The 18,487-nt window shown below is 37.0% G+C and carries 14 protein-coding genes; 6 read left to right on the top strand and 8 right to left on the bottom strand.

Annotated features, from left to right (window positions below):
* Positions 1-130: 130 nt before the first annotated feature.
* Together VB248_RS13545 and VB248_RS13550 are read right to left on the bottom strand one after the other, a co-directional pair.
* The gene (locus tag VB248_RS13545; protein WP_323297324.1) at positions 131-3,247 is read right to left on the bottom strand and encodes a PAS domain S-box protein; all 3,117 of its coding nucleotides are present in this window, start codon (positions 3,245-3,247) and stop codon (positions 131-133) included.
* An 82-nt stretch (positions 3,248-3,329) separates the two neighbouring features.
* Positions 3,330-4,034 (bottom strand): MIP/aquaporin family protein, encoded by a 705-nt coding sequence (locus VB248_RS13550; protein WP_323297325.1) that lies wholly within the window; start codon positions 4,032-4,034, stop codon positions 3,330-3,332.
* Between the two features lie 232 nt (positions 4,035-4,266).
* On the opposite strand from VB248_RS13550, the gene ruvB reads away from it, so the two are divergent.
* Positions 4,267-5,292 (top strand): Holliday junction branch migration DNA helicase RuvB, encoded by a 1,026-nt coding sequence (gene ruvB, locus VB248_RS13555; RefSeq protein WP_323297326.1) that lies wholly within the window; start codon positions 4,267-4,269, stop codon positions 5,290-5,292.
* A gap of 263 nt (positions 5,293-5,555) precedes the next feature.
* On the opposite strand, the gene cobA is transcribed toward ruvB, so the two are convergent.
* Together cobA and VB248_RS13565 are read right to left on the bottom strand one after the other, a co-directional pair.
* Positions 5,556-6,347, bottom strand: coding sequence for a uroporphyrinogen-III C-methyltransferase (cobA, locus tag VB248_RS13560; RefSeq protein ID WP_323297327.1), 792 nt, complete (start codon positions 6,345-6,347; stop codon positions 5,556-5,558).
* 81 nt (positions 6,348-6,428) lie between these two features.
* The gene (locus VB248_RS13565) at positions 6,429-8,531 is read right to left on the bottom strand and encodes a nitrite reductase (protein WP_323297328.1); all 2,103 of its coding nucleotides are present in this window, start codon (positions 8,529-8,531) and stop codon (positions 6,429-6,431) included.
* Between the two features lie 291 nt (positions 8,532-8,822).
* Here VB248_RS13565 and VB248_RS13570 point away from each other — a divergent pair, with 291 nt between their 5' ends.
* On the top strand, positions 8,823-9,260 hold the full coding sequence (locus tag VB248_RS13570; RefSeq protein ID WP_323297329.1) for a hypothetical protein: 438 nt from the start codon (positions 8,823-8,825) through the stop codon (positions 9,258-9,260).
* Between the two features lie 36 nt (positions 9,261-9,296).
* Here VB248_RS13570 and VB248_RS13575 read toward each other — a convergent pair whose 3' ends face one another.
* Positions 9,297-9,935, bottom strand: coding sequence for a hypothetical protein (locus VB248_RS13575; protein ID WP_323297330.1), 639 nt, complete (start codon positions 9,933-9,935; stop codon positions 9,297-9,299).
* A gap of 252 nt (positions 9,936-10,187) precedes the next feature.
* Positions 10,188-10,445, bottom strand: a complete 258-nt coding sequence (locus tag VB248_RS13580) for a hypothetical protein (RefSeq protein WP_323297331.1) — start codon at positions 10,443-10,445, stop codon at positions 10,188-10,190.
* A gap of 227 nt (positions 10,446-10,672) precedes the next feature.
* Here VB248_RS13580 and prfA point away from each other — a divergent pair, with 227 nt between their 5' ends.
* Positions 10,673-11,749 carry a peptide chain release factor 1 gene (gene prfA, locus VB248_RS13585; protein WP_323297332.1) on the top strand — a complete coding sequence of 359 codons (1,077 nt, stop codon included), beginning with the start codon at positions 10,673-10,675 and terminating at the stop codon, positions 11,747-11,749.
* A gap of 212 nt (positions 11,750-11,961) precedes the next feature.
* Positions 11,962-14,505, top strand: a complete 2,544-nt coding sequence (locus VB248_RS13590; RefSeq protein ID WP_323297333.1) for a T9SS type A sorting domain-containing protein — start codon at positions 11,962-11,964, stop codon at positions 14,503-14,505.
* Between the two features lie 91 nt (positions 14,506-14,596).
* On the opposite strand, the gene VB248_RS13595 is transcribed toward VB248_RS13590, so the two are convergent.
* Together VB248_RS13595 and VB248_RS13600 are read right to left on the bottom strand one after the other, a co-directional pair.
* Positions 14,597-15,778 (bottom strand): M20 metallopeptidase family protein, encoded by a 1,182-nt coding sequence (locus VB248_RS13595; protein ID WP_323297334.1) that lies wholly within the window; start codon positions 15,776-15,778, stop codon positions 14,597-14,599.
* A gap of 250 nt (positions 15,779-16,028) precedes the next feature.
* Positions 16,029-17,474, bottom strand: coding sequence for a M61 family metallopeptidase (locus VB248_RS13600; protein WP_323297335.1), 1,446 nt, complete (start codon positions 17,472-17,474; stop codon positions 16,029-16,031).
* A gap of 200 nt (positions 17,475-17,674) precedes the next feature.
* Here VB248_RS13600 and rpmH point away from each other — a divergent pair, with 200 nt between their 5' ends.
* Together rpmH and rnpA are read left to right on the top strand one after the other, a co-directional pair.
* Positions 17,675-17,830: a 50S ribosomal protein L34 gene (gene rpmH / locus VB248_RS13605; RefSeq protein ID WP_309921952.1), complete on the top strand. Its 156-nt coding sequence runs from the start codon at positions 17,675-17,677 to the stop codon at positions 17,828-17,830.
* Between the two features lie 109 nt (positions 17,831-17,939).
* Positions 17,940-18,377 (top strand): ribonuclease P protein component, encoded by a 438-nt coding sequence (gene rnpA, locus VB248_RS13610; protein WP_323297336.1) that lies wholly within the window; start codon positions 17,940-17,942, stop codon positions 18,375-18,377.
* The last annotated feature ends 110 nt before the right edge of the window (positions 18,378-18,487 follow it).

The raw sequence follows: 18,487 nt of genomic DNA on the forward strand, positions 1-18,487 counted from the left end.
TTTACATTATACATTTTAGACTATCAGAAGGAAATTTAGTCACTTAGCGACAAAGTACTTATTGGCTCGTTCTGTACCTTTTTAGGTACAGATTTTAGGGCATAAAAATCGACATTTTTTTCAATATAATCTACTCCTTTACGGTTTCCTCAACTGAGTTTATAAAACTTGCGATTTTATTAAATAAGTTTTTAGGAGCAAAAGGTTTGGTTATATAATCATTCATGCCTGCATTAATACACTTTTCTCTTTCACCGATTAGCGAGTGTGCTGTTAGGGCAATGATGGGCGTTTTCTTCTTGAGCCGCTGGCGAATCATCGCTGTTGCTTGGTAGCCATCCATTACAGGCATTTGCAAATCCATCAAAATAACATCGTAGTCATTTACTTGTACTTTGTCAAAAGCTATTTTGCCGTTTTCGGCTAATTCGGGAATGAAGCCAAAATTTTGAAGTACTCGCATCGCTAATTTTTGGTTGAGCGGATTGTCTTCTACCAACAAAATACGTACTTCTTTTGAAGGATTGATTGGTAAAAGATGCGTTTCAACGGGTTTGTTAATCAATTTTTGAACCTGCTTTTTGAAGGTCAAATGAAAGAAAAAGACAGAACCTTCGCCCAATTTACTTTCTACCCAAATTTTCCCTTTCTGGAGTTCAATCAATAATTTTGAAATACTTAAACCCAAACCTGTACCGCCGTATTTACGAGTAGTATCGGCATTTGCCTGAGTGAAACGCTCGAAAATTAGCTTCAATTTATCTTCCGGAATACCCACACCTGTATCAATTACTTTGAAAAGAATGGTATAATCGAAAGGACTTTCGTTGAGGGTTTCAACGATAATTTGTACAGAGCCTTCTTCCGTAAACTTAATGGCATTGTTGGTAATGTTCAACAAAATTTGGTTTAATCTTGTAGGGTCGCCCATTAAGGTTTCGGGAATGGCTTGGTCTATCTGAAAATTCAGGTCTAAATTCTTTTCTAATGCCTTAAAAGCTAAAACTGATTTTACATTTCTGATGAGTTCACGAACATTAAAAGGTACTTCTTCAATCACCAAATGTCCTGATTCAATTTTAGAAAGGTCAAGAATATCATTAATAATACTTAGTAAATTTTCGGCAGCAGTATTAATGTTTGTCACAAACTCTTCTTGTTCTGGACTAAGTTTGGTTTCTCTGAGTAAGTTTGCAAAACCCGTAATGGCATTCATCGGAGTTCTGATTTCGTGACTCATATTCGTCAAGAAAACATCTTTGGCATGAGCGTTCCTTTCTGCCAGTACTTTGGCATTGATTAACTCTCGCTCCATTTTGATTCTCTCGGTAACGTCCACAGCATTGCCGATTACGTACTTTTTACCATCCAAAAACTCAGATAAAACGCCACTGTACAACCAAGTTTTATATGTACCGTTTTTGTGTTCAACTTTCACTAAACCTTTGTACGCACCTTTGGTGATAATTTTTTCGAGATAAGCACGTGTTTTATCGTGTGTATTTTGGGGCGTAATGTCGAACAAACTTAGTTGCAAAAATTCTGAGGTACTATAACCCAAAAATTCTGCTCCAGCAGGATTTATCGTTTGAAATCTCCCTTCAAGGTCATGTGTACACATAATTCCCTGTGAGTTTTCAAAAAAGCCTCTGTGTTTTTCTTCGCTTAGCAGTAATTTCCTTTCCCAAGTTTTTTTGGCAGTGATGTCCTGTACTTGTCCGATGATGTTCTGAGGTTTACCTTGTTCATCTCGTACAAGCGTTGCCACCAGCTCAATCCATACTTGGTTGCCTTGCTTGTTATTATAGCGTTTTTGAAGTGTAATGACAGATAAATCGCCAGAAAGGAGTTTTGAAAACTGTTCATCGCTGTAAGGTAAATCGCCCGAAAAAATTAAATCACGGATGTTTATTTTCAATAACTCTTGAATGCTAAAGCCCGTAATTTTGGCAAACGATTCATTTACTTCAATAAAAGCCCCCGAATTGAGGTTGGCCAAAAACATTCCATGTGCGGCATTATCAAAAATCTTTCTGAATCTTTCATAGCTTTTAGAAAGATTTTTTCTGGGCATTTTACTTGCTTCAATTTCTTCAAAAGTACCCGATATTTTCACACATTTATTCTCTACAAAAGTACTTTTCCCTGTGGCTCTAATCCACTTAGTTGTTTGCTTTTCAGTGATAATTTGTACTTCTATATCAAAAGGCTCGCCGTATTTTATCGCTTTTTTTAGTGCCTGACTGATAATGGTTTTACTTTTTCCGATACTAAAAAAAGAAATTCCTTTGCTCAGCGAAGGCTTGAAATAAGCGGATACTTCATAAATTTCACGAGTGGCATTTGTCCAGTTCAAGGTTTTTGCCACTAAATCAAACTCCCAAGCACCTACTTTGCTAAGGTTATTGCTGGTATCAAGAATTTCCTTTAAACTTAAAATATCAATTTCTGTTTGTTTTATCTGTGTTACATCTCGCCCAATTACACTAATGGTATTGGCTGAAATATTGGAGAAAACAAACCAATCAATGCTTTTATAAGTACCCGACTTGGTTTTATATTGATTTGAAAAATGAATATTTGTAATAAATGAACTTACTCGATGAATTACTTCTTGGCTTTTCTCTAAGTCTGTCAGATGTGAAAAAGTGATGAATTGTTTCCCCAACAGTTCCTCTTCACTCCAGCCCAAAACTTTAGTAAACGAAGGATTTATTTTGATATACTTGCCTTCAAAATTCAAAACGCCTATCAAATCGGGGGTATAATGAATGAGCGAATCATAATTTTCAAAAGAAATATTACTCGTCAATCTTGATACTACTTCTTCTGTTAGGCTTTTCAGAGCAGATTTCTGATAATTATCCAATTGTTTGGGCGTATTTCCTAAAACAGAAAGTACACCGATGACCGTTCCTTCGGGACAAATCAACGGATAGCCCGCATAAAAGCAAATGGGGTTTTGTTTGGCAATTACCAAATAATTTTGGGCAAATCGCACATCCTTGCGGGCGTCTTCGATGAGGACAACAGCTTTAGTTTGAATTACTTCATCACAAAAAGCTAAATATGCCTGAGTACCTTCGTCATCAAAAAGCTGAGTGGGAGGAATAGGTTTATTGTTTTTGTCTAAAAGAGTAATTGTAGCAAAGGGTACACCGCAAAGTAGTGATGCTATTCGTGATAGTCGCTCAAACCCTTGTTCGAGCGAAACGGTAACAACAGCATCTTTTTGTACTTCTTCCATCGTAAATGAGTATATCTATTGAGCAAGGATTGTAATTCTGCTAAATTACAAGACAAAAAAAATAATCACTACTTATAAAGGTTTATTTCAGTAAATTTAAAATCAATGCCCCTACAATACCTCCTGCGATAGGCCCGGCAATTGGAATCCAAGCATAAGACCAGTCGGAACTGCCTTTATCGGGTATTGGTAATAAAGCATGAGCAATGCGTGGGCCTAAATCTCGGGCTGGATTGATGGCATAACCCGTAGTTCCGCCTAAAGAAAGACCAATAGACCAAACCAAAATACCCACCACAAATGGGCCTAAACCAGTACTGATAGCTCCGAAAGAACCCAAAGCAATAATGGCAAGAGCCGTAGCAAGAAACTCTGAAAGGAAATTGGCAAAAGTATGTCTAATGGCTGGAGCGGTACTGAAACAAGCCAACTTCAAGCCTTTATCTTCTGTAATAGCCCAATGAGGTAAGTATTGTAGCCACACAAGGCTTGCACCTACCATAGCACCAAGTATTTGTGCAACAATAAAACCCAAGGCATTCGACCAATCGCCAGATTTTACGGCTTCGGCAACGGTAACAGCAGGATTGAGATGAGCCGCAGGACTACCGAATTTGGTAGAAACAAAAATTCCCATCGTTACGGCAAAAGCCCAGCCAGCCGTGATAACAATCCATCCGCCTTGCTCTCCTTTTGAACCTTTCAATAATACACTGGCTACTACGCCATTTCCTAAAAAAATCAATACTGCCGTACCGACAAACTCGCCTATTAATGCTGAATCCATTGTTAAATAATCGCTTAGAATAGTTTTTTAGTTATAATTAATTGTACAAATTAAAGCATTTTTTTTCAAAAATAATCCTGCTCAAGATTTTAGAAAATGAAAGCTCGTTCAGAATGTTTTTATCAGAGTAGAAAATGGCGTATTTTTGAACATTCAGAAAGAATCAATTAAAGAAAGCTATTGAAAAACGGTTTTAGCAAAATATTCCGTTTCAATTTATATTCATTCAACCATGCGAGAAGATTATTTAAAAGGCAATAAAGAAGCTCTTTCCTCTGTGGAAAAGGAAATAGAAAGAGCTTTGCGTCCACTTTCGTTTGAAGACTTTACAGGACAAGACAAAGTACTTGAAAACCTGCAAGTGTTTGTAACGGCGGCTCGTTTACGAGAAGAAGCCCTTGACCACGTACTTTTGCATGGCCCTCCGGGCTTGGGTAAAACTACGCTTTCAAACATTGTGGCTAATGAGCTAAAAGCAAATATCAAAATCACTTCTGGCCCAGTATTAGACAAACCTTCTGATTTGGCGGGATTACTCACCAATTTACAGCCTTTTGATGTGTTGTTTATTGATGAAATTCACCGTTTGAATCCAATCGTTGAAGAGTATTTATATTCAGCGATGGAAGATTACAAAATTGATATTTTGCTGGACTCAGGCCCTAATGCCCGAAGTGTACAAATTTCACTAAATCCTTTTACACTCATCGGGGCAACTACTCGTGCAGGGATGCTTACTTCGCCTTTAAGAGCAAGGTTTGGTATCAACTGCCGACTGGAGTATTATGATGCCAAATTATTAACCAATATTGTAAAGCGTTCTGCTCAGATTTTGAATACGCCTATCGACGACGCTGGAGCTTTTGAGATAGCACGCCGAAGTAGAGGTACGCCACGTATCGCCAATAATCTTTTGCGTAGAACTCGTGATTTTGCCCAAGTAAAAGGAAAAGGAAAGATTACGATTGAAATTGCAGAAATGGCTTTGCAGGCTTTGGATGTTGACCAAAATGGCTTGGACGAAATGGACATTCGTATTCTAACAACGATTGTTGAAAAATTCAAAGGTGGCCCCGTGGGTTTATCTACCATCGCAACAGCTTGCGGAGAAGAAGCCGAAACCATCGAAGAAGTGTATGAACCATTTTTGATTCAAGAAGGATTTTTAAAACGTACTTCTCGTGGGCGAGAAGCGACAGAACGAGCTTATGTACATTTGGGAATTGTTCCGAAGTATAGAACTGGGGAATTGTTTTAGGATAGAAACACAGCGTTTTGAATTTGCCATTGTAGATAATACGACACGCACATTCTGATTTTTTTGCAGGATTAAAATAGACTCATAAAGGCGAAACATTTCGCCCCGATGGGGCTTGGAAATGGGCAAAATGCCTTGTACTTCTACCGATATACAGTTCCTAACGGAACTAAAATCAAAAAGCGGTCAGAAGAAAATAATCTTCTGACCGCTTTTTGATTTTAAATTCGAGATGATTCCTTTTAAAAGAATATCAATTTTCTCTACTGATTATTACCTGCATTTTTTGAAATTGTAGAAAGTTCAGCCAAATCGGCGTACTTCACTACTTCGCCCAAAATAATCACGGCAGGGTTTGATAATTGATTGTTTTCGGCGATTTCTTTTAAATCTTTTGCTACACCAACGCCTACTTTTTGTTGGGTTTGTGTACCGTTTTGAATAATCGCTACGGGCAAATGTTCTTTGCCGATTCGCTGACAAATGGCTGAAATCTGGCTGAGTTTATTCATTCCCATCAAAACCACAATAGTAGCACTTGTTTGCAATGCCATTTCCAAATCGTTTGATAGCGAACCATCAGTTTTTGTACCTGTAATTACCCAAAAGCTTTCGCTTACGCCACGGGTTGTCAAAGGAATATTAGCATAACCAGCCGCCGCTACCGACGATGAAATGCCCGGAATGTAAGCTGTTTCTAAACCAAAACTTTTTGCATACTCTATTTCTTCCATGCCACGCCCAAAAATAAAAGGGTCGCCGCCTTTCAATCGAACCACATGACCGTACATATAAGCCTTTTCTACAATCAAAAAATTAATAGCATCCTGCGAGTGGCTTTCTCCCGGACGTTTTCCTACATAGATTTTTTCGGTTTCGGGCTTACAATAATCCAATAGTTCACTGGAAATTAAGGCATCATACAACACAACGTCTGCATCCTTCAAAGCCTTAATTGCTTTTACGGTAATTAAGTCAGGGTCTCCAGGCCCAGCACCTACTACGCTTAGTTTCGGTTTGGGGTCTAAAGTATTGAAATGTTCTAAACCAGTCATAATCGTATATAAAGTACAATGGTGAATAAATAGGTTCAGAATACGTCCTATTCACTCACCATTGATGATTGATTGTCAGTATTAAACCAAAGTTGCTTGGTTTCTATACGCTTTTGCTAATGCTAAAAATGCTTTAGCTTCTTCGATGTACGAAGTAGCAAATGCCTCAGAAGGCTCGTTTTTATTAATTTGTAATACTAATTCTTTGAAAGTTCTTCCACCCAAAGCAATATCGCCTGTTGCTACAAAGTGTTCGTCGAATTTATCAATTACACCACTTTGTGTAGAAGCACTTACTGATTTATCCAACATCAAAGCTTTTGCCGCACTTACAAATACGCTATAAGCATGATAGATTGAATCTGCCCAACGATTTTCATTGTAGGCGTTGATTGTCCAATCCATTTTTTCTTCTGATTCAAACAACAAAGTAGCTACTAAGTCGATGATTACACTCGCACATTCACCTACACCAATTTCTGTTTGGAATTGCTCAGAAGCTCCCCAGTCGATAAAATCATCTTCTTTCAAAGTACTTAAATCAGCTACTGGCTTTAATAAATTATAGAAGTATTTTTCGCCCTGACGGTCGTAATAATCATTGAAGTATTCGCCTTCGTTGGCGTTTTCTTCGTAGTTGTTCAATACTACTCTTAATACTTCTGGCCCACGTTTTGATGGTACTTTGATTACTTTATCCGCAACACGACCTACGCCGTTTCCGACTGTACCTCCGCCCAACAATACTTGAAGAGCTGGTAAAACACGTTTGTCGGCAGCTTTTAATGAAGAACCGTGGAAACCGATATTTGCCATACCGTGCTGTCCGCAAGAGTTCATACAACCCGAAATCTTGATTTTAATATCACTATTGTGGATTAAATCTGGGAAATCTTCGGTAATAACTGATTCTAATTTTGAAGTAATATTGGTACTGTCTGAAATAGCCAAGTTACAAGTATCAGTTCCGGGACAAGCCGTAATATTTGCCATCGAATTTGCTCCGGGTGCAGCCAATCCATGTGCTTCTAATACAGAATAAACATAAGCCAAATTAGCTTCTGGAACGAATTTCAACATCAAACCTTGATTGATGGTTACTCTTACGTCGTCGCCGATGTATCCTTCTAATTGTTCAATTAATGAACGAGAAGTAGTTGAATGAATATTTCCATTCAAAATTCTTACATAAACGCCATAATAACCTGCTTGCTTTTGCTCGAAAGTATTGGTTGCTTTCCACAAATCGTAAGCTGCTTGGTCGGCAATTTCAGCAGAAGCCGTTTTTGAAGGCATTGCCTCAGCTTCTACATTCCATTTTCCAGTCGTAGTATCAATGGTTACAGATTTGTTTTTCAAAGCTGTCCATTCTGCTTGAATCAATTCAACCAATTTCTCAAAACCGATTTTTTGAATCAAGAATTTGATACGAGCTTTATGACGAGAATTTCTTTCGCCGTGGCGGTCGAAAACTCTAAGCGTTGCTTCTAAATATGGGATAATTTGGTCTTCTGCCAAAAAGTCGAAAGCATTATGAGCCAACATTGGCTGAGCTCCCAAACCTCCACCTAATACTACTTTAAAACCACGTTTTCCATCTTGGATTTTAGGAATAAAACCCATGTCGTGCATATAAGTTAAAGCAGTATCTTCATCGGTATTCGAGAAAGCGATTTTAAACTTTCTTCCCATTTCCTGACAAATTGGATTTCTAAGGAAATATCTGAAAGCCGCATCTGCATAAGGCGTAACGTCGAAAGGCTCTTGTGGGTCGATACCAGAAGAAGGCGAAGCCGTAATATTTCTTACTGTATTACCACAAGCTTCACGTAAAGTAATGTCATCTTCTTCTAATTTAGCCCATAATTCTGGGGTTCTTTCTAAAGAAACAAAGTGAATTTGTACGTCCTGACGAGTAGTTAAATGTAAATTTCCAGTAGAGTACTCATCCGAAATATCTGCAATGCGTTTCCACTGCTTGAAGGTCATTTTCCCATAAGGCAATTTGATACGAACCATTTGTACGCCCTGCTGACGTTGTCCATATACACCTCTTGCCAAACGAAGACTGCGGAATTTTTCCTCATGAATTTTCCCTTCACGGAATAATTCAATTTTGCGAGCTAAGTCAATAATATCTTTCTCTACAAGTGGATTTTCGAGTTCGGTTCTGAAACTTTGCATGATTTTTCTTTATCGTTATCGCTTATAACTGAGCCTAAGAGCTTTGAAAGCGTTTCTTTTTACTCTATTAATTATATAGATTTAAGGCAAAAATAATCAAGAAAGTTCGGCATTCAAGATTTTTTCAGGAAAAAAAGTTTGTTTTTCCTCTCAAAAGCAAAGTGTTAAATACTTTTGAAAGGCTTCATAAATGGTACAAATACGGGACAGGCAGGCGATTTTCTCGTTTTTATCCAGCACTTTTCTGCTATCTTTGTAGCTCCACTACTTGGTCAAACAAATTCAAAATCCATGAAAAAAACCTTATATTTTATCATTGTCACGCTAACGTTGACTACTTCTGCCTGTACAGAAACCAAGAAAATAGCTGAACTTCAAGACCAACTTCGCCGCCAAGAAAGCCAGATTTTGAAAGAACGTCAGGAAAATGCCGAAAGTAGTAGCTTACGTTTTAGTTTAGAAAGTCAGTATAAAAAGAAGAATGAAGACTACATCAAATGCCAACAAGACAGCAAAGAAACTTTTGAAGCCATAAGTAATAAGTACAACCGTTTATTGGATGATTATACCAAGTTACAAACAGCATATAAATCTTTAAATGATGCCTACGAAACCAGTAAAGAAAATGCCGCTTCGGTAATTATGGAGCTGGAAGAGAGAACTCGACAAGGAAAAGCCGAGGCAAATAGAGCAAAACCTAAAGCAAAAAGTAAAAAAAGACGTAGATAACAAAAGCCCAGACTTTGCGAGGTCTGGGCTTTTGTTTTATTGTTTAGAATTTAATTCTTTCAAATGTTTTGGGTCGGCCAAGCGAACCACTTCTTTCTTTGAAAACTTCACTAACCACAAACCTATAAAATCACCTTCTTTACGAAAAGGTAGGCTATCTAATTTTGCTTGAACGCCCAATGTTTCCATTTGTTTTTTGCTTAGTTTTTTGAGAGTAGCATTAGCGTGAATAGGTGCTGTATAATAAAAATAAACTTCATCTTCTGATTTCTGAATGTTTTCTACTTGTGGCAACTTATGCAAAACATTGTATTGATAAGCATCCAAAATTTCGTTGATTTTTTTGTCCCAAGCAGGATTTTTCAGTTTTAGCGGACTTCCAGAAAGAATTTCTACCCGATAAGTTTTAGCCAAAGAATCTACCACAAGCGAGTCTTGAAGGTTTTTTACTAAATCTTTATTCAATGTTCGTACAATGATGCCGCCCCACTCATCTACTTGAGCTATAAACTGAGAAGGTGTAATACGTTTTACTTCACGTTCGTGAAGTTCTTTTACGGCGGCAGTGGTATCTATTCTTTTAGAAAAATCGCAGCTTGATACAAGTATATTAACAGTAAAAATGATAAAAAAGACTTTAGCCAAAAAAGCCCAATATGAATGGTTCTGTTTCATGTTTTCTTGAATTTATTTTAAGAAACTTAGTGGGGACAATCAAAGAATATACTGAAAAGATGAATTTACAAATCCAGCACTTTCAGTAATTGCCTGTAAAGATAAACCCGAAACACGAAAAAAGCCGTGAATTAGGTTCACGACTTTTCGGTAAATAAGCTATTAAAAACAAACGAAATGGCTCAACTAACTTAATTTTGTGATATTGAAGTATTTAGAAATTATTACTTGTGTTTCACAAATTATTACCCACTAATATCTACCTCTTCTTCCACGGTAATGTCTGTCGCCATGATAACGCCCCGGAGAACCATATCTTGGAACTACAATTACTCTGGTAGGAGGTGGCGGAACAACATAGCCATAACGATAAGGGCGACCATAGCCATACCCATAAGGACGGCGGCTATCTACTCTTACATACGAAGGGCCACAAGAAGCCACCAACAGCATCAGGGAAATACACAAGGCAAATACCTGAACGATTCTATGAATTTTAGTATTTTTCATGGCAACTGATTTTAAATAATAAAAACACTTAGCATTTATTTAACGAAAAAAGCTTTAAAATGTGTACAACTCTTTACTTTATGTTTGCATAAATGACATTAGCATCAAGATTTACCCCTATTCAATATAAAGATTTTTGTATCTTTGCACCCTGATTTTCAGTAAGCGTGGAGGTTTTGCTTTACTGGTCTGAATCAAGCTGTTGTAATTCCGAAAAAAGAAATAAAATGTTAGAACAATTAGAAGCCATCCGTGAACGATTTGAAGAAGTTGCCCAGCAAATGACGCAGCCAGAAGTTGTTTCGGACATGAAGAAATATAAAACTATCAGCAAGGAGTACAAAGACCTTGAGAAGATAGTGGTGAAATATAACGAGTACAAGAATATTCTTTCAAATATCGAAGGAGCGAAAGACGTAATCGCTACGGAAAAAGATGAAGAATTTCGTGCTTTGGCAAAAGCTGAATTAGAAGAGCTTTTACCTCAGAAAGAAGAGTACGAAAAAATCATTAAAGAAATGTTGATTCCGAAAGACCCGAATGATTCTAAAAATATCATTATGGAAATTCGTGCTGGAACAGGTGGCGACGAAGCTGGGATTTTTGCAGGCGACCTTTTCCGTATGTATCAACGTTTTTGTGCAAACCAAGGTTGGCAGTTTCAATTGATGGATTTTACGCCTGCTTCTTCGGGTGGTTATAAAGAAATCATCGCCAACATTCAAGGCGAAGATGTGTATGGAAAAATGAAGTTTGAGTCGGGCGTTCACCGTGTACAACGTGTACCAGCTACCGAATCTCAAGGACGAATCCATACTTCTGCCGCTACTGTGGCTGTGTTGCCAGAAGTAGATGAAGTAGATGTACAGATTAATATGAACGATATTCGTAAAGATACTTTCTGTTCGTCGGGTGCGGGTGGACAGTCGGTAAACACTACTTACTCTGCCGTTAGGGTTACTCACCTTCCAACAGGCTTGGTAGTACAATGTCAGGATGAGCGTTCACAAATCAAAAACTTTGAAAAAGCAATGACCGTTTTGCGTTCAAGACTTTATGATATTGAATTAGCAAAACAACAAGAATCTATCGCTGGCGACCGCCGTTCAATGGTTGGTTCTGGCGACCGTTCAGATAAAATCCGTACTTATAATTATCCACAAGGACGAGTAACTGACCACCGTATCGGCTATACTGTATATAATTTACCCGTAGTAATGGATGGTGAAATCGGAGATTTTATTGAACAATTAAGAATTGCTGAAAACGCTGAAAAATTGAAAGAAGGAGCAAATGCAATCTAAAATCAATGAAATAATTTAAAACGTAGAAAGGCTATTTCAAAATAAGTAAACCAAGGTTTAATTTTGAAATAGCCTTTTGATTTTTAGATAGTTTCGCCTTACTGCATTTATTACTAAAAGTAGTTTAATTGAATTACTTTAAGTTTCTATAAACAAATATCATTCAAACCCAGTCGTTTAATATATAAAATTCTTGACCATCCATTAATACCATGAAAAGAACCCTTACTTTATTCATCTGTATATTCTTACTTTTCAGCACTTCAACTTACGCACAAAGAATTTACAGTACAGTTTTCGAGAATCTTCCACAAGAAAACCAGTTTTATCCTCGCAACGACAATAACCTTGCATACGTACCTATCAACGGATATATTGATATTTTGGGTTGGAAAAGTGTATCTGTTCAAATTTTCAGAGAAGATACACTGATTGGTCATCAACGAGCAAGCGTTACTTATAAAGGAAATATCGGCTCTTTTGCTTTTAATCCGATTCCGATAAAAGCAGAATTGGCAGAGTACGGTTTCAAAATTTTTGCTACCAATATTCAAGGCGATTCGGTAGAGTTGGTGTATCGTCAACATATCGTAGCTGGAGATATTTATCTTTTAGGAGGGCAGTCAAATTTAGAAGCCGTTTTTGCAGATGGTCTGATTCGCTATCGAAACAGATTTGCAAGAACTTTCGCAGGCGGTTATCCTTATGAACCTGTTATTACTTGGCAGTATTCAGAATACGATAATAAACGAGTAGGACAAGTAGGAGCTGGCTTACAAAAAAGAATTATTGAAAAATATAAAATTCCTGTTTGTATTATCAACCGTTCGGTTGGTGGCATTAGTGCCAGTGCCAGTGCTATCAGAACAGCCAATAATGTAGCAGACCAATCTAATAATTATGGGCTTACTTATTTTGTACTTCAACAAGCAGGTTTATTGAATGGTGGAATAAAAGCCTTTATTTGGCGACAAGGAGAAAATGAATCTTCGGGAGCAGCGTCGTATTGGCCCGAACTTTTTGATAAACTGTACGGATATTGGCATCAGGATTATCCCAAAATCAATAAATATTATATTTTTCAAGTAGGAATTATTGCTTCACCAGAAGGCAATGCAGGCTTACTTAGAGACTATCAACGAAGAACGAAATTTATCTATCCCGATGTTGATAACCTTACGGCAATTGGAACAAGAGGGTACGATGGTATTCACTATGATACCGCTGGTTATTCACAAACGGCTAATGAACTTTTCAGAATGCTCGACCGTGACTTTTACGGAGGAAAATACACTACGAGTGTTAATTCGCCCAATATTCAACACGCTTATTTTTCAAATGCTTCCAAAACCGAACTTACTTTGGAGTTTGAAAAAGACCAAGAAATGGTTTGGGTAGAAGATACTACACTGATTGACAAACAAGGAAAAGCCCAAAAGCAATACATGAATAATAATTTTTACTTTGATGGAAACAGCCTAAATACGCTTGTAAAAGAAGGTAAAGCTGTTGGCAATAAAGTAATTTTAAGTTTATATCAAGCTCCGCCAAATGATAAATTCAATTATTTGCCTTCTTTCCACGACGACCAAGTATTTAGCGTATTCGGAGGGCCGTTTTTGAAAAATAAAATCGGGATGAGAGCCTTTTCATTCAACCAAGTAACCATGGAGGCTTATACTCCGCCGCTTTCTACGCCCACAATCAGTTTAAAAAATGTTTCTTACAAATCTGTAAAAATCACTTGGGAAGCTATAAAAAATGCTGAAACCTATTTGATAGAAAGAAAAACAGCTACTGGCGATTATCAAAAAATTGTTGAATTGAATAATGCTTCTACGGAATATACTGATGAAACGGTTAGCGATAATACCCTTTATTTTTATAGAGTAAAAGCGGTGGCTGAAAGAACTTCATCAGAATATGCAGTGGCACAAACCACAACGATTGCGAAACTCAAAACGCCTGAGTTGACAGAAAACCTACTTTCTTATAAAAGCTTAACTATTACTTGGAAAGCCATACAAAATGCTACTGCATTTATTTTAGAACGCAAAACAAGTACAAGTACAAGTACTTATCAAGAAATAGCCAAATTAGATAGTACTAAAACTGAATACACAGACAATACTTTACAAGAAAATACAGTTTACGATTACCGTTTGAAGGCGTTTGGTATCAACACTGAGTCTGACTATGCTACGCTGAAAGTAACAACCGCTACCAAGCTGAATACGCCAACCATAAGTACAGAAGTGCTTTCTTATAAATCTATCAAAATTACTTGGCAAGCTGTTTTGAATGCTACCGAGTACAGTTTAGAACGCAAGTCTTTGCTGGACGATACTTATATAATTATTGCGGCAAAAGTAATTGGAACAAGCTATACAGACGATAATTTGCAAGGCAATACCACTTATACTTATCGCTTGAAAGCTGTGGGTTTCAAGACCGAATCTGATTATGTCACTACCCAAGCGACTACGGCAAGTGTATTAGGTTTTGAAGAAGAAATAGGAGTGAATGTATTTAGTCTTTTCCCGAATCCAAGTAAAAGTCAAGTAACTGTTAGGTTCAAAAATATTACTCATGGAACATTGAGTATCCGTAACCTTAGTGGACAGACTATTTTTGAAGAAGAAATAAAAAATACACAGGAAAAAAATATTCCCTTATATCAATATGCCACAGGCATGTATTTGGTAATGATTAAAAATGAACACGGAAGTTTGGTGAAGAAATTAATAATTGAATAAGGGCTTTCAGTCTTCGGAAGTAGGCTATTGTTTTTCATAAAAAAACCCTTGAAGATAAAACTTCAAGGGTTTTTTTATGAAATGTATCAACTTAAACTGCCAATTCACTCACTGCTAACCAAGACATCAAACCTGCTCCGATTTCCAAAGCACTTTCGTCAATGTCAAAAGTAGGCGTGTGTACTCCTGAAATAATACCTTTTTCTTCGTTACGAGTACCCAAACGATAGAAACATGAATCAACATGATGTGTATAGTAGGCAAAATCTTCGGCAGCCAACCAAATATCTAAATCAATTACGTTTTCTTCGCCCATATAATCTATCGCAGCACCTTTCATTCTACGAGTGAGTTCTGGTTCATTTTTCAAGAACGGATACCCTTTCTGAATAAATACTTCACAAGTACCGCCCATTGATTCGGCAATGCCTTCCGCCATTTTCTTGATACGAGCCAAAGCATCTGCACGCCAAACTTCGTCCATCGCACGGAAAGTACCTTCTACATATACTTCGTTTGGAATCACGTTGGTAGCTCCATTGGCAATTACTTTCCCGAAAGTCAAAACAGACGGATAACGTGGATTTCTATTTCGGCTAATGATTTGTTGCAAAGCCACAATGATATGCGAAGTAATCAACACAGGGTCGATACCCAATTCGGGCATAGCACCATGTCCGCCTTTGCCTTTTACGGTAAAGTACAATTCATCCGCACTTGCCATGTACATTCCTTCACGAAAACCAATTTTACCCACAGGAATATTCGGTGCAACGTGCTGACCAAGCATTTTACTGGGTGCAGGGTTTAATAAAGCTCCTTCGGCAATCATTACCGAAGCTCCACCCGGTGCTTTTTCTTCCGCAGGCTGAAAAACCAATTTCACCGTTCCGTCGAATTCATTACGGAGATTGTATAAAATTTTAGACACACCCAACAATGAAGCGGTATGCACATCATGTCCACAAGCGTGCATTACTCCTTGATTCAATGATTTATAAGGTACGTCATTAGCTTCCACAATCGGCAAAGCATCCATATCAGCACGCAAAGCCACGATTTTTGAAGAAGGATTATTGCCTTCAATTGTTGCCACTAAACCCGTATTCGCAATTTCGGTTGGCGTAATACCAATTTCCTTTAAACGTGCGGCAACGTATTGCTGAGTTTTAAATTCTTCATAAGACAACTCAGGGTTTTGGTGCAAATGTCTGCGATTCGCAACGAATTCTCCAGCCAAATCATTGGCTAATTGTTTTATTTTATCTTTCATTATTTTTCTAAATATCTCAATAATTAAGAGCAAACACTCATTTTAAAGTCCCGTTAGGGACAAAATATTGGTAGTAATTAAATTATAGTTTCCACAAGTTCCGTAGGAACGGCATATTTCGTTCCTACGGAACTTTCATAGAAGAAATACTTTTATGCTTTCTACCGATATTTTACTCCTAACGGAGTTTTTTATTTAGCGTAAAAGTCCGATAATATTTATCTTTTCGTCTGTTTAATTTCTGTTTCCCCTACAAATTTAACCACAACTTTAGGTTTTCATTCTCTGAATCTAATAATTCCAAATGTATTTTGCCATTTTCGTTCCATTCTATACTGATGCCAAAAGCTTGTAGTAATTCATTTACTAAACTTTCTAAAGGCATATTGCCGTAAATGCAGTCTTTAAAATACACTTTTAATGAACCTGCATATACTTCTTCGCATATCTTTTGGTAATCTTCTATCGAATAGCCTTCGCCTGTTTTGCCAAAACGTTCCCACATCAACTGCATCACATTGCCCAATGAACGACGATGACCGAATTTCAAGCGAATCATTAAATCTAAAATCAAAGCAACTACTGCTCCTTTTTGATAAATTGATACTCTGCGATGCGGAATGGGTTGACTGTAACCATCTAACCATAAATCAAAAGAGGATTCTACAAGCGATTGAAAGGCTTTTCCGTCTTGTTCAAAATGGCGTTTGATGACCGTTTCTAATTCTTTTAAATAGGCTTCTAAATTAAATACTCCTGATTGCACCAAAAATAAATCACCGAAATAAGTAGTTACACCTTCGGCTACAAAACCCGTTGGGAAGTAATTTTCTTTGGTAAAATCATAAGGTGACATTTCTATCGGACGAATTTTACAGATATTCCAAGCATGATATAATTCATGAGAACTGATGCCCAATAAATCTGTATAAAGTCCGTCGCCCTCAGAAGCTGGCCCTAAAACTATCATGGTAGAATTGCGATGTTCTACGCCATGATAAAAAGAAGTTGGCAACATCCAATTGATAAAGTGATAATCCTTTTCAGGAAAATCGCCCATCACTTCAAGCTGTTTTTCGGTGAATTGTTGAAAGTCAGCCAAAGTTTTTTCCCAGTTTGGAATATAATTTCCCAAAAACCAAATAAAAAAATCTGTGTCGGCAACACGATATGTTTTGTGTTGTAAGTACGGACTTGCCAACATCGGCGAGTCCACCAAATGATAATAGTCTGATGCTAACAAAGTATGCGACTCGTTGACTTTACTGGGCAGTCCACACACTATTTTGTAGTCGTCTGGCAACGTAATACTTACTTCACAGGCTTCGTCCATTCTACCTTCAACATAAGGCAAACAGTTTACAAAATTAATGTACATTACTGTATCATCAACAAAGGAACTTCCTGCATTTTGTAGATTTGCAAAATAAGTAAAAACTACTTTAATATACTGAATATCAGAAGTTTTCACTTGCCATCTATCTTTGGTAAGTTTACCAAATTCAAGTAAATTACCTGCTAAATCAAAAATTTCAAAGCTTTGAATATTTTTAGCAAAATGCTGTAATTCATAACGTCCCGGCCGCCAAGCGGGTAATTGTAACTCGATAGTTTCTGAGTTAATATTTTCAATGAGCATTTCAATATTCAAGAAATGACTCTGTGGATTTTCTGAATAAATTTTATATTTCATCATTCATTTTTAGATTTTCTTATGAACATTTTTGGAGACAGAACAAGCTTTCGTCTATATAAAATCTGCTATTTTTTACCAAAGATACTCATTATCATTACCTTAGTAACAGAAAGTTTTTAGAAAGAATTTGTAACTTCCAAAAAGTTCTGTACCTTTGCAGTCCTGTTTTAGAAATATAAGAATTATAAAGATATAATGCCATGAAAAGAACATTTCAGCCCTCGGTAAGAAAGAGAAAAAACAAGCACGGATTCCGTGAAAGAATGTCAACTCCAAACGGACGTCGTACTTTAGCTGCTCGTCGTGCAAGAGGAAGACATAAATTGACAGTTTCTGACGAAAAAAGAGGTAAATAGTCTTAGAATGTGAATAATTTGAAAATTTGAAAATTAGTACAATTTGATATTTGTTTTTAGATTGAAAACATTCTCAAATGAACAAATTTTCAAATGACCGAATTAAAGCATGAAATTTACTTTCAAAAAGTCCGAACGTCTCTGTTCTAAGAAAGTTATAGATAAGCTCTTTGATAGAAAGGGTAGTGAAAAAATCAACTCGGTTTTTCTCTACCCTTTTCGTGTTTCTTATATTTTCAATGAAAGTAATGTAGTGAATAATGAAGAGGCGGTTGATACTCCTTCGGAAGTTTTGACACAAAATATTGCTTCGCCCACACCTGCCATTTTAATTTCTGTTTCAAAACGTTATTTTAAACACGCTGTTGACAGAAATCTCATCAAACGTCGTACTCGTGAAGCCTACCGTTTGAATAAATCGCTTTTATTACAAAAACCTTCTCCGCAAATTCCAGCTTATATCGCTTTTGTGTATATTGCAAAGACGATAGAAGACTATGCCAAAATTGAAAAGTCGATGAAAGCGATTTTCAAAAAAATAGTGTGAGAAATCCCTATGCTTTTTTGGCAAAGTACATGGTGAAATACTTCCCCTAAATCTTCGTTATAAAAACCAATGCCTGCTATCAGGCAAATTTTTGACTATTTTTCTATCAA

It is taken from the genome of Arcicella rigui, from assembly GCF_034929435.1.
Classification (GTDB): domain Bacteria; phylum Bacteroidota; class Bacteroidia; order Cytophagales; family Spirosomataceae; genus Arcicella; species Arcicella rigui.